This window comes from Parabacteroides sp. Y3-G-102, assembly GCF_023656845.1.
Lineage (GTDB): Bacteria > Bacteroidota > Bacteroidia > Bacteroidales > Tannerellaceae > Parabacteroides > Parabacteroides distasonis.
Genome location: NZ_JAMOKU010000036.1, coordinates 25,218 through 39,671, shown reverse-complemented (window position 1 = coordinate 39,671; position 14,454 = coordinate 25,218). Strand labels below are relative to the sequence as shown.

Sequence of the window (14,454 nt, the reverse complement as noted above, 5' to 3'; positions counted from 1 at the left end):
ATAGCAAGATAGCGAGAGGAAACAACATCCATTGCTAAGCCTTTGCCTAAATTATGTAAATAACGGATAGAATTCCATTCACCGCTATAAGTTTTGAGCAAAAAGAAGAGATATCGAGAAAAAATAACCTATTTTTGTAATTAGGCATGATTGAGCGAACGTATCGCCCTAAGTGTTTAACCTTAAATCGTAAAAATAATGAAATGGATAATCACAATTTCAGCGATCCTTCTCTTTACGTTAGCGGGATGTGGAAAAGATAAACAATCAACAAATGAACTCATCACAGTTGATGTTACAAAGAATTATCCTGAAAAGGAATTGACACTACAGGATTTCATGGATGTGGAATACATCCCGTTGGAAACAAATGATGAGTTTGTTACCCAAGGCAAAGTAATGGCCATTGGTGCAGAAGTTATATTAATAACCAACTGGGCCAACGACGGGAATTTGTTTGTTTTTGACAGAAAAACCGGCAAAGCCTTGAAGAAGATAAACAGGAAAGGGCAAGGTGGCGAGGAATATGTAGGTATTACGGAGGTTGTTCTGGATGAAGCAAACAAGGAAATATTTGTCATAGCCTATACCGGAAGTAAAATCTCAGTATATGATCTAGACGGAAATTTTAAAAGGAGTTTCAAAGCCGTAGGTACGGAATCTCATATAAATACATTTAATTACGACCGGGATAATTTGATCTCTTATGTACCGGATAATAGTCTGGAAAACCCGTCAAACGCCATACCTCCATATTATTTAATCTTTTCCAAGCAGGATGGAAGTATCACCCGGAAAATATCAATTCCTTTTGATGAAGTTAAAAGCCCGGTCGCAAGAAATGGGGAAGCTTGGGCTGTTCCAGTTCCAACCGCTGTGTACCAAATAGTTCCAGATCATACTAATTGGGTACTTATGGAGACATCATCCGATACCATATACCACTATTTGCCGGATGCTAATACGACAATCCCCCTTATCGTAAGAACCCCCTCCATACACACCATGGATCCTCCTGAAGTATTTCTTATGCCAACCGTTTTTACCGACCGTTATTATTTCATGAGCCTGTTGAAAGCGGAATTTAATTTTGAAACAGGGAGAGGGTTTCCAATTTCCGGATTGATGTACGATAGACTGGAAAATTCTTTATTCATACCTAAAATATACAATGGTGATTATACCAGCAAAAGAGAAGTGGATATGACGTCGAGACCTTTAGATGAGGAGTTCGTAATCGGACAGTCATTGCAAGCCCACGAACTTGTCGAGGCTTACGGGAAAGGACGATTGAAAGGCAAACTGAAAGAGATCGCAACTACATTGGATGAAGAGTCCAATCCGGTGATTATGCTGATAAAACATAAGAAAAATAAATACTAGCATGAAAGTAAATTTAATTTCAGCAGTCCTCCTCTTTGCCTTAGCGGGATGTGGAAAAGATAAGCAATCGACAGACGAGCTTGTCACGATCAATGTTAACAAAGATTACCCAGAAAAGGAGCTAATCCTTCAGGATATTATGGATGTGGAATATATTGCGCTGGAAACGACTGACGAATTTATCACACATGGTAATGTCATGGATATCGGCAAAAAATTTATAATAGTAAAAAACAACACAAACGACGGGAACATATTCATTTTTGACCGGAAAACGGGAAAAGCTATACGGAAAATAAACCGTTTAGGACAAGGTGTCGAGGAATATCCGGGGATTGCAGGAATTACACTAGATGAGGAAAACAATGAGCTATTTGTTACACATACAGGGAAAATATCAGTATATGATTTAAACGGGGACTTTAAAAGAAGCTTTAATTTCCTAGACCCCGAGAGTGACTACCTTAAGGTTTTTAATTATGACAAGGATAATCTGATCACTTATGATAACAAAGGCTATGGAATGGTGGCAGACCAACAGCCTTATCATTTGATTATCTCAAAGTATGACGGAAGTATTATCCAGAAAATTACAATTCCTTCTAAAGAACAGAAAACACTGGTTATATTCGGAGATAATGATCAAAAAGTAATTCCTACTTTTTTTGCTACAACCGCCACTTCCGATAATTGGATACTTATGAATCTCTCATCCGATACCCTATATTTCTATTCGCCAAACGGTCATATTAAGCCTTTTATCGTGAGGACACCCTCTATATATTCCATGGATACAGAAATATTTCTTTTTGTAGAGGGGGTGACAAGCCGTTATTATTTTATGAGAACCGTAGAAAAAAAACTCGATATTAAAACGAGAAAAATACCGGTGAGTAAGTTGGTATACGACAAACAGGAAGATTCTATATTCAAATATCAAATATATAATACTGATTTTTTATATCAAAGACCGATCTATTGGATTTCATCTATTAATCAAGATATTGCGAACTGGTATCCCTTTGATGCGTCTGAACTGATTGAGGCTTATAAAGAAGGGAAGCTCAAAGGCAGGCTAAACGAAATCGCAGCGAAATTGAATGAGGATTCCAATCCCGTCATAATGCTGATCAAGTATAAGAAATAAGAACTAAATCATGTCTATATCCTAATGTTTTAATTTATGCTAAGATCGTTTCCACATTATCAGCAATTGGATTCTATGGACTGTGGTCCTAGCTGCCTCCGTATGATCGCCAAGTTCTATGGTCGTGTGTACTCGATCCAGAACTTACGGGAGAAAGCCTTCATCACCCGGGAAGGAGTCTCCATGCTGGGTATCAGCGAGGCGGCGGAAGCGATCGGGTTCCGAACACAGGGCGTGCGGATCACGGTGGAGGAATTGGAAAAGGAATGTCCCCTACCCTGCATACTGCACTGGAACCAATGGCATTTCGTGGTTTGCAACAAGATAAAGAAAGGGAAGTTCTACATAGCGGACCCGGCGGCGGGACTTATCACCTATACGAGGGAGGAGTTCAAGCGGTGCTGGGTCAGTACCAAGGTGGACGGGCAGGATACCGGGACGGCGCTCTTGCTGGAACCGGGGCCGGAGTTCTACGGGATGGAGGACGAGGAGAGAGACAGGAAACGTAACCTCGGATTCTTTTTCCGATATATATCGCCCTACAGAAGGGAGATGGCACAGCTCGTGCTGGGCATGGTGACAGCCAGCGTACTGCAACTCATCCTGCCTTTCCTCACGCAGAGCTTGGTAGATACCGGTATACGGGACAACAACCTAGGTTTCATAACCTTGATCCTTATATCGCAATTGGTGATCTTTATCGCCAAGCTATCCGTGGACTTCATACGGAGCTGGATATTGCTGCACGTAAACACGAGGATCAATATCGCCTTGATCTCCGATTTCCTCGCCAAGCTGATGCGCCTGCCCCTGCATTTCTTCGATACCAAGATGGTGGGCGATATCATGCAGCGCATCGGAGACCATGACCGCATCGAGGCTTTCATGACGGGGACATCCATCAATACGCTCTTCTCTTTCGTTAACTTCATCGTGTTCGGGTTCGTACTGGCCTATTACGACTGGACGATACTGGGACTCTTCTTGGTAGGTAACGGGTTATACGTGGCGTGGGTACTCGCCTTCATGAGATGGAGGAGGGAGCTGGACGTAAAGCGTTTCTCGCAGGCGGCCGGGGAGCAGAGCAACCTATTCCAGCTTATCACCGGAATGCAGGAGATCAAGCTCAATAATTGCGAGACCAAGATGCGCTGGAAATGGGAACGGATACAGGTAAAACTTTTCAAGATAGGGATCAAGGGATTGGCGTTACAACAATATCAGCAACTCGGGGCGGTCTTTTTCAACCAGACCACGAACATACTCATCTCCTTCATCGCCGCACGGGCCGTCGTGCAAGGGGATATGACGCTGGGTATGATGATGTCGGTGACCTACATCGTGGGGCAGCTCTCCTCACCGATCGAGCAATTGATCGATTTCTCACGGTCCTTGCAGGATGCGAAGATCAGTTTGGAGCGGCTCGGCGAGATACACGGGAAGGAGGACGAGGAACAGGCAGGCGGGATAAGGCTGAATGTTCTTCCCGATGACAGGACGCTACGGCTGGAAAACCTCAGCTTCAGCTATGACGGGGCGGACCGGGATTACGTGCTGGAGGATATCAACCTGTCGATACCCCATAACAGGGTGACCGCCATCGTGGGGGCCAGCGGAAGCGGGAAGACGACGATCGTGAAACTTCTGCTCGGTTTTTACAACCCCAACAAGGGGGATGTGAGGATCGGCGATACCTCCCTCAGGAACTTGAATCCCCACGTATGGCGTAGCAAGACCGGTTCGGTCATGCAGGATGGTTTTATCTTCTCGGATACGATCGCCAACAACATCGCCCCCGGCGAAGAGGTGGTGGACAAGGAACGCCTGCTGCATGCCGTGACGGTGGCGAATATCCGGGATTTCATCGATTCTCTCCCGTTGGGCTATAATACGAAGATCGGCATGGAGGGAAACGGAGTGAGCCAAGGGCAGAGGCAACGGATCCTGATCGCCCGGGCGGTGTACAAGAATCCCGACTTCATCTTCCTGGACGAGGCCACGAACGCCTTGGACGCAAACAACGAGCGGGAGATCATGGAGCAGTTGCACGCCTTCTACAAAGGACGGACGGTGGTGGTCGTGGCGCATCGACTAAGCACGGTACGTGACGCGGACAAGATCGTGGTGCTGGACAAGGGACGCATCGTGGAGGAAGGGACGCATCAGGAACTCACGGCCTTGCGGGGGACTTATTATAAGTTGGTGAAGAATCAGTTGGAGCTTGGGAATTGAGAATTGAAAATTGAAAATTAGTTGGAGAAGAGAAATAAGGACATAGAACTGAGGAGCGAGGAGGTACAGGAGGTGATGGGGCAAGTGCCGGCCTGGATCGTACGGTGGGGGATAACGCTGTTATTCCTCGTGGTCGTGACATTGCTGGTGGGAAGCTGTTTCTTCAAATATCCTGACGTGATCACGGCAGACATGACATTGACGGGGCAACATCCCGCGACGGCGGTAGTGACACGGGCAGCGGGAAAGATACAGGAGCTGCTCGTCAGGGATAATCGCCCGGTAAGGCAGGGGGATTGGCTGGCGGTCATAGAGAATCACGCCGACACGGACGATGCCATCTATCTGGATAAGGCGTTGGAACGATCCGGAAGCGACGTGGATAGCCTGGACAAGGCATTATCAAAGTACAAGGAGCTATCGCTGGGTGATATGCAAGCGGCTTACTCGGGACTACTCTCGGCGCTCCATGCCTGCATCAATTACAGGGAGATCGATTATTATCCGCAAAAAATGACCTCCATCCGCAAACAGATAGCGTTGTATAAGGCTTACTATAACGAGACCGAACGGCAGCGGAAGACCCTCTCGGAGCAATTCGCCTTGACAAGGCGGCAATACGCCCGGGATTCATTATTGTATAGCCGGTCCGTGATTTCCTCCTACGAGCATGAGACCGCACGGGCTTCCCTGCTGCAAAGCCGTTATTCGCTGGAAGGGGCGGCAGCCTCGGCCGAGAATCTCCGGATACAGATCGGGGAGCAAGAGCAATCCTTGCTGGATCTGACGCTGGAGCGGAGCGAGAAAGAATTTACGCTACGGCAGGAATTACAGACCGCCCGGGAACAATTGCTGAACAGCATGAACGAGTGGAGGTTACGTTATTGCCTCATCGCTCCGGTAGGGGGTGTCGTGACTTTCACTAAGTACTGGAATGAGAACCAGTATATCCCATCCGGAGAGGTGGCTTTCACCGTCGTGCCGCAAGGCGAGGGCCGGCTGGTGGGGAAGGTGCGCATACCGATAGCACGCTCGGGAAAAGTCCGGAGAGGCCAGCGGGCGATCGTCCGTTTCTCCAATTTCCCGGATCAGGAGTTTGGAGTGGTAAACGGCGTGGTATCGAATATCTCATTGGTCCCCACCGACGAGTACTATACGGCGGATATCGATTTTCCAGAGGGTCTGAGAACCAATTACGGTATCGACCTGCCCGTCTCGCCCGAGACGCAAGCCTCCGCAGAGATCGTAACGGAAGAATTACGCCTGATCGAACGATTCTTCCTCCCGATCAAACGGATCGTGAAAGAAGGATTTTAGTGTAATATTATCCTTTCTTTCCTATGCGTTTATCACAGATGTCACGAGTGACAGAGTTCGCCGCAGACTATGTCATTCAACTTCTATTACAAATTCTTACAATTAAGATAGCTCCTTATGAAAAAATTTTATTTTATTACGCTTAGTTTTTGAAAAAACTTATTGTACCTTTGCCCTAATCACTCAATAAAGGTATAACCATGACAACTAAGTTCTTGCTCTCGTCCGATGACAATACTCGCAGTGGCCTTCTGAAAAAGAAGATCATACATTATTATATGGCCAATGGAGACGCTACTATAGCGGAGGTATGTAAAGAAATGAATCTCAGTATCCCCACCGTCACTAAGCTAATTAGCGAATTACAAGAGGACGGTTATATACTCGACTTTGGAAAACAAGAGACTAGCGGAGGGCGTAAACCTAGTATTTACGGGCTCAATCCCGTATCCGGCTATTTTGTGGGCGTAGATATACTGAAAGATCAACTGAATCTAGCCATATTAGATTTTAAAGGAGATAAGATCCGCATTGAGCAGAATATCCCTTATACACTCGAAAACACACCAGCCGCTTTAGACCATCTTTGCGAATGTATCAATGAATTTATAAACTCGTTGCCGATCCCAAGGGAAAAGATATTAAGCATTGGCATTAATATATCCGGACGGGTAAATCCTTTCGCCGGATATAGCTATAGCATTTTTTACTTTGAGGAGAAGCCCTTGTCTCAAATCCTTGAGGAAAAACTACATATAAAGATCTATATAGAGAATGACACCCGTTCCATGGCTTACGGCGAATATCTTCAAGGAGTCGTAAAAGGAGAGAAAAATATCCTATTCATCAATATATCTTGGGGATTAGGTATCGGTATCATCATAGACGGCAAGGTTTATTTCGGGAAATCAGGCTTCTCCGGAGAATTTGGGCACTTCAGCTTCTTCGAGAATGAGATTCTTTGCCATTGCGGTAAAAAAGGATGCCTCGAGACTGGAGCTTCCGGTTCTGCCCTGTACCGTACCCTCCTTGAGCGGTATAAAGAGGGTAGCAACACCATATTGGCCAGTAAAATCGATGCCGGGGAATACATCGGACTCTCTGACTTGATCGACGCTATTCACAAAGAGGATATGCTATCTATTGAGATACTGGAGGAGATCGGTTTTAATCTAGGTAAAGGAATAGCAGGATTGATGAACATTTTCAATCCAGAACTGGTCGTACTGGGTGGGCCCTTGTCGCAAACGGGAGAATATTTAAGTCTACCTATTAAAAGTGCCGTTAGGAAGTACTCTTTAAACTTGGTAACCCGTGATACACAGATCAAAGTATCCAAATTAGGTGAAAGAGCGGGCATATTAGGGGCCTGCCTGCTATCTCGATCTAAAATTCTAGGTATGATTTAACAACCATTTCAAAGGAATTAAATAAAAATCAAATAATTATTTCATTTTCTTGATAAAATATTGGTTTATTATTAAAATATTTTATTTATATTTGCATCGTAATTAAAATCAGAGGTTAAAACTCATAAAAATAACGCAGGTATGGATAAAATTAAAGGACTGATCGATGCTCCCTTCACTCCGTTCCATGAGAACGGGGAAGTTAATTACGAGCCAATTGAAGCTTATGCGAAACTTCTTGTGAAAAACGGACTGAAAGGCGTGTTCATCAATGGTTCTTCCGGAGAAGGTTATATGCTGACAGAGGAAGAACGCATGAAATTGGCCGAGAAATGGATGGAAGCAGCTCCGGAAGGCTTTAAGGTAATTGTGCACGTAGGTAGCACATGCGTTAAGTCTAGTCGTAATTTGGCGGAACATGCTCAAAAGATCGGCGCTTGGGGTATTGGCGCTATGGCTACTCCTTTCCCTCGTATCGGTCGAATTGAGGAATTGGTAAAGTACTGCGAGGAGATCGCTTGCGGCGCTCCTGCCTTACCGTTTTACTACTATCATATCCCTGCGTTTAACAACGCTTTCCTCCCTATGCTGGATTTCTTAAAAGCAGTAGACGGGCATATCCCTAATTTCGCCGGTATCAAATATACATACGAGAGCTTATACGAATACAATCAATGTCGTTTATACAAGGATGGTAAATTCGACATGTTGCACGGACAGGATGAAACGATTCTTCCTTGCCTTGCGATGGGTGGAGCGCAAGGAGGTATCGGTGGTACCACAAACTATAACGGAAAAGAATTAACCGGTATCCTAGAGGCTTGGGCAGCCGGTGACTTAGAGACAGCTCGCGAGAGACAAAACTTCTCTCAGGAGGTTATTAACGTTATCTGCAATTACCGTGGTAATATCGTCGGAGGAAAACGCATCATGAAATTGATCGGATTAGATCTCGGCAAGAACCGTACCCCGTTCCGGAATATGACGGACGAAGAAGAGGCCGCGATGAAAGCGGAATTAGAGGCTATCAATTTCTTTGAAAGATGTAATAAATTCTAAGGTATGGCAGCGTTTGACAATTTATCTAATCCATCGGAATATCTAGCTTATTGGGGCAAGACCTATCGGAATGAGCTTCTTTCCAATATTCTTCCTTTTTGGATGAAATACGGACTGGACAAAGAGAACGGCGGTTACTTTACTTGCGTAGACCGGGATGGTACTCTGATGGACTCCACTAAATCCGTTTGGTTCCAAGGACGATTCGCCTTTATCTTGGCATATGCCTATAATCACATTGAGAAGAACGAAGAATGGCTGAGAGCCTGTAAAAACGGTATCGATTTCATCGAGAAACATTGTTTTGATACGGACGGACGTATGTTCTTCGAGGTGACAGCGACAGGCATCCCTGTACGTAAACGCCGTTACGTATTCTCCGAGACTTTCGCGGCGATCGCTATGGCCCACTATGCATTGGCATCAGGTGACAAAGGCTATGCCGAGAAGGCCGTGAACTTATTCAAGCAAGTATTGCACTATAAGAATACCCCGGGATTATTGGAGCCTAAATTTCGTGAAGGTCTCGTGGCGAAAGGCCATTCTTTCTGCATGATACTGATCGATACGGCGGCACGCATCCGTGAGGCCATAAACGATCCCATACTTACACAACAAATCGATGATTCCATAGCCGAGTTACGCCGTGATTTCATGCATCCCGAATTCAAGGCTATCTTGGAGACAGTAGGACCCAACGGTGAGTTTATCGACTCTATCGCCGGGCGTACCATCAATCCCGGCCACTCCATCGAGACCGCATGGTTTATCTTGGAAGAGGCCAAATACCGAGGATGGGACCCCCAACTGAAAGAGATGGGTTTACAAATCCTCAACTGGTCTTGGGACTGGGGCTGGGATAAGACGTACGGCGGAATCAACTATTTCAAGGATTGCAAAAACTTCCCTCCCCAAGAGTATTGGCACGACATGAAGTTTTGGTGGCCACAATGCGAGGCGGTTATCGCTACGCTTTACGCCTACCAAGCGACTGGCGACGCCAAATATCTCGAAATGCACAAACTAATAAACGATTACACATTTAATCATCTCCCCGACAAAGAATATGGGGAATGGTATGGCTACCTACACTTCGATGGTAGTGTCTCTCAATCTGCCAAAGGCAATCTATTCAAAGGTCCGTTCCACATTCCTAGAATGCTTCTCAAATGTAGTTTACTCTGCGACGAAATTCTTTCTAAATAACTTTATCTAAAATACTGAAAATTGGTCAATTGACATCAGGGGTCACAACCGTGGCTCCTGATGTTTCTAAGGCTTTGTTTTCCTTTTTATTTTCCTCAATCAAATGAAAAATAAGAAATTATATCCTTGGATCGTAGTCGGTTTACTATGGGTTGTCGCCTTACTGAACTATATGGATCGCCAGATGCTATCAACCATGAAATCAGCTATGATGGTGGATATCGTGGAACTAGAGTCTGCGGCGAACTTCGGACGTTTGATGGCGGTCTTCCTCTGGATCTACGGATTCATGAGCCCTGTAGCCGGTATGGTGGCAGACAGGGTAAACAGGAAGTGGCTAATCGTGGGTAGCTTATTTGTCTGGTCCTTCGTGACTTTGATGATGGGGTATTGCACGGATTTCAATCAGATCTATTACCTACGTGCCTTGATGGGGGTTAGTGAGGCCCTGTATATTCCTGCCGGATTATCGCTTATCACAGATTATCACCAAGAGAAAACACGGTCATTAGCCGTAGGTATCCATATGACAGGTCTATACGTAGGCCAAGCCTTGGGAGGATTCGGAGCTACGGTGGCCAGCGCTTATACGTGGGAAACGACTTTCCATTGGTTTGGTATCATCGGCATCGCTTATAGCGTGGTCTTGATCATCTTCTTACACGATAAGAAAGATCATGTGGAACAAGCCGTAAAACTGGAAAATTATCCGAAAGAGAATCCGATTTCCGGTGCGTTTAAAGGATTAGGGATGTTATTCACGAACATCGCTTTTTGGATCATTCTTCTTTATTTCGCCACGCCGAGCTTACCGGGTTGGGCGACAAAGAACTGGCTCCCTACCCTATTCGCTGAAAATCTCTCGTTGGATATGTCCGAGGCCGGTCCGTTATCTACATTCACGATCGCTATCTCTTCCTTTATAGGGGTAATCGCCGGAGGTATTTTATCCGATAAATGGATCCAGCGGAATGTCCGGGGACGTGTATACACAGGCGCCATTGGTTTGGCATTAACGATACCCTCTCTCCTATTACTAGGATTTGGGCACAACTTCCCGATGATTATCGGCGGTGGTCTTTGCTTCGGTATCGGTTATGGTATATTCGACGCCAATAATATGCCTATCCTTTGCCAATTCATCTCCCCCCGTTATCGGGCTACAGCCTATGGAATTATGAATATGACCGGTGTATTCGCCGGAGCCGCCATCACGGATATACTAGGAAAATCTACCGATGCTGGTAACCTTGGCCATGACTTCGCCATGCTAGCCGGATTGGTACTCATCGCACTTTTAATCCAAGTGATCTTCTTACGTCCGAAAGTCGCTAATATGACCGACGAATGCTAATTAATCTCATCCAATAAACTAAATAAACAACAAAAAAGTAATTCATTATGAAGAAGAATCTACTGCTCTTAATGCTTGCGCTCCTACTTCCGGCATTTATGTACGGACAAGAGCAGACAGTCTCCGGAACAGTGCTGGATACCTATAAAATGGGTGTCCCCGGTGCGTCTATCGTTGAAAAAGGCACGACAAATGGAACGATTACCGATTTCGACGGTAATTACACTCTCACCGTATCCAACAAGAACGCCACATTAGTATTTTCTTTCATTGGGTACAAGACACAAGAAGTTCCAGTAGCCGGAAAGGCCAAAGTAGACGTGATCCTACAAGAAAACGCCGAACAGCTAGACGAAGTAGTGGTAACCGGTTACGGTGGCTCACAAAAGAGAGCGACCTTGACAACCTCTATCTCTAAATTGGATAACGCCGTACTGGAAAATGCAGCTATGGCCAATGCCGGACAATCTTTACAAGGTACGGTTTCCGGTTTACGCGTAGTAAACATAAGTGGCCAGCCGGGTAAAGACCCCAATATCGTACTTCGTGGTGGAGCTACCATGACCGGAAAAGACAATGGAGCTTTGGTAGTGGTAGACGGTATCGTTCGTAACTCTTTGGCAGATATCAACCCTTCAGATATCGAGTCCATCCAAGTATTAAAAGATGCTGCCTCAACGGCCATTTATGGAGCACGTGCGAATGGCGGTGTAATCCTTGTCACGACCAAACGGGGAAAAGAAGGCGTAGCTTCCGTTTCCTATAAATTTAAAGGAGGAGCAAACTTCGCCCGTACAGGATATGATTACTTGAACGCAGAGGACTATATCTATTATAATCGCTTAGGATACAAGCGAACCGGACGTTCGGGTATCGATAACCAAATGGGCTATGGAGTTGGTAACGATTTATTCGACATTCGCTATCTAGATGACACGACGAAAGGTCTGTTAAACGAAGGTTGGCAACAAATGACAGATCCCAATGATCCTACAAAGCAACTTTTATTTAAGGATTATTCAGGCCAATTGAAAGATGCAGCTTTCAAAGACCCCTCATTCACGCAAGATCATTATTTGAACATTACAGGCGGTAACGATAAGGGTACTTTCGCTGCTAGTTTAGGTTATTACAAAGAAGATGGTTTGATCAAAGGTACTAGTTACGAACGCTTCTCCGGAACGTTAAACGGTTCCTATAAAATATTCCCGATCTTAACTGTAAACGGCGGGGCGACTTACACTTGGTCTCGTACGCCGGGATTATGGATCGGTCAATACGAGTTCTTCTATCGTACGATGAGCCAACGCCCAACTTGGAACCCCTATATGGAAGATGGATCTCCCGCTTCCGGTTTCGGTACCGGTGATGGTAATCCTCTTTACTACAAGGACAAGCTAACGAATACAAATGGAATCCGTCGTTCAACATACAACATAGGTTTCGATTTGCAAATCATTCCCGAGAAATTAGTATTAAAGGCTAATAGCGCTTTGTATCACGTAGATAATCAAACGGATAAATTTGATAAAGCCTATCAACAACAGAACTCTAGCACACCGAACCTAACGCGCCAGGCTGAAGCGAAATATGTAAAGGAAAATCAACAGCAACATAGTGTGACCTTGACATATTCTGATAGTTTCAAGGACAAGCACAATTTGGAAGCCATGGTCGGCGGTGAGTATTTCAATTGGCATCAATATACGTTAAACGCCAAGACTCAAAATTCACCTTCGGATGATATCCCAACCTTGAACGCAGGAAGTAACCGTACGTATTCATACAGTTACAAACAAGGCTATCGTATCCTTTCCGGCTTCGCTCGTGTAAACTATAACTACAACCTCAAATATCTGTTGTCTGTTGTAGCTCGTTATGATGGTATCTCCAAACTGAGCGACCACCGTTGGGGTTTCTTCCCGGGTGTCTCCGCAGGTTGGAACATCATGGAGGAAGATTTCTTCAAGGACTCCAAATTAGCGGATATTATCTCGAACCTGAAACCACGTGTCAGCTATGGTGTAAACGGTAATGTAAACGGATTAGGCTATTATGACGTATACGGTAGTTACGGACAGAAGGACAAAGACGGAAACATCATAACAAACTACAACAATTCCGTTGGTTTTTACAATGACCAATTGGTTAATAGCGGTTTACGTTGGGAGCAAAGTAAGTCTTTCGAAGTAGGTCTGGATATAGGTTTCTTCAATAACCGCTTAAGCTTTATCTTAGACTATTATAACCGTACGACTTCCGATTTGTTGACTGATCTGGATTTGCCTAATTACACGGGATTCAAAAGTATCAAAACCAACTTAGGAACACTGCGTAACCAAGGTTTTGAGATGGAGGTAAAAGCTAACATCTTAAATAATGTAGGAGGTTTCAGTTGGGACGTAACAGCTAACTTATCTACGGTAGCCAACAAGATCATCAAGCTTCCGGCAAACGGAAACGAGAACAACCGCCAAGGTGGATACCAAGTATGGGATCCGAAAAAAGGCGAAGTCGTTTGGGTTGGCGGAAAACAAGAAGGAGGAAAGCTGGGTGACTTGTTCGCATTCAAGCAAGATCACATTTTCAAAGATTGGGATGACGTAAAAGCAAACGCAAATAATCGTTATGACGCCATTGGTGAATTATATGGTCCAGCGGCATGGGAAGCCCTGAAAGACAAAACCGGAAAACAACAAATCGAGCCGGGTGACGTATGTTGGGCCGATTTGAATGGTGACGGTGTCATCAACAATCTAGACCGTGTGAAGGTAGGCAATATCTTCCCGAACGTAACAGGAGGTTTCTCTACCACCGTTTCTTACAAGGATTTCTCTTTATACGCCCGTTTCGACTACGCATTAGGCCATACATTGTATAACGACTTGGCCGCACGCTCTATCGGACAATACCAAGGTTCATTTAACATCATCGACATGGTTAAACAAAGCTGGTCTGAAGAGAACACGAATACGGATATCCCGAAATTCTACTATGCGGATCAATTGAGCAAAAAGAATATCACCCGCTCCAACAACGGACTTACGGCTGTAGATAACAACAGCTCACGATTCTATGAAAAGGGTGATTACTTGGCACTTCGCGAGATCACATTGACATGGAACTTACCGAAAAGATGGATCAATAAAGCGTTTATGTCAAACGCCTCTGTTTATGTCACCGGACAAAATCTGTGCTACTTTACCGGTTATTCCGGAGTATCACCAGAACCAGCCGTAGATACCTATTATGGTCAAGGCATCGACAATGGTAGATATCCGACTCCTAAGACTGTCCTTATGGGTGTATCTGTAACTTTCTAATTAACGCATAAAAATTAAACATCA

9 protein-coding genes are annotated in these 14,454 nt (G+C 44.9%); all 9 read left to right on the top strand.

Going from position 1 to position 14,454, the window contains the following annotated elements; genetic code table 11:
• Window positions 1–198: 198 nt before the first annotated feature.
• The 9 genes from NBH16_RS16815 (at window position 199) to NBH16_RS16775 (ending at window position 14,430) form a co-directional block, all read left to right on the top strand.
• Window positions 199–1,383, top strand: a complete 1,185-nt coding sequence (locus NBH16_RS16815; protein ID WP_122145570.1) for a 6-bladed beta-propeller — start codon at window positions 199–201, stop codon at window positions 1,381–1,383.
• 1 nt (window position 1,384) lies between these two features.
• Entirely contained in the window at window positions 1,385–2,530 is a 1,146-nt protein-coding gene (locus NBH16_RS16810; protein ID WP_250788897.1) for a 6-bladed beta-propeller, read from the top strand.
• Window positions 2,531–2,566: 36 nt separating this feature from the next.
• On the top strand, window positions 2,567–4,762 hold the full coding sequence (locus NBH16_RS16805) for a peptidase domain-containing ABC transporter (protein WP_250788896.1): 2,196 nt from the start codon (window positions 2,567–2,569) through the stop codon (window positions 4,760–4,762).
• Between the two features lie 21 nt (window positions 4,763–4,783).
• Window positions 4,784–6,079, top strand: a complete 1,296-nt coding sequence (locus NBH16_RS16800) for an HlyD family secretion protein (RefSeq protein ID WP_044547477.1) — start codon at window positions 4,784–4,786, stop codon at window positions 6,077–6,079.
• 200 nt (window positions 6,080–6,279) lie between these two features.
• Window positions 6,280–7,488 (top strand): ROK family transcriptional regulator, encoded by a 1,209-nt coding sequence (locus NBH16_RS16795; RefSeq protein WP_005860500.1) that lies wholly within the window; start codon window positions 6,280–6,282, stop codon window positions 7,486–7,488.
• A gap of 141 nt (window positions 7,489–7,629) precedes the next feature.
• Window positions 7,630–8,547: a dihydrodipicolinate synthase family protein gene (locus tag NBH16_RS16790; RefSeq protein WP_005863840.1), complete on the top strand. Its 918-nt coding sequence runs from the start codon at window positions 7,630–7,632 to the stop codon at window positions 8,545–8,547.
• A gap of 3 nt (window positions 8,548–8,550) precedes the next feature.
• A complete protein-coding gene (locus NBH16_RS16785; protein WP_005863839.1) occupies window positions 8,551–9,753 on the top strand; it encodes an AGE family epimerase/isomerase in 1,203 nt (400 codons plus the stop codon).
• Window positions 9,754–9,856: 103 nt separating this feature from the next.
• Complete coding sequence (locus tag NBH16_RS16780; protein ID WP_005860494.1) at window positions 9,857–11,107, top strand: MFS transporter; 1,251 nt, start codon at window positions 9,857–9,859, stop codon at window positions 11,105–11,107.
• Window positions 11,108–11,154: 47 nt separating this feature from the next.
• Window positions 11,155–14,430: a SusC/RagA family TonB-linked outer membrane protein gene (locus NBH16_RS16775; protein ID WP_250788895.1), complete on the top strand. Its 3,276-nt coding sequence runs from the start codon at window positions 11,155–11,157 to the stop codon at window positions 14,428–14,430.
• Window positions 14,431–14,454: the final 24 nt, after the last annotated feature.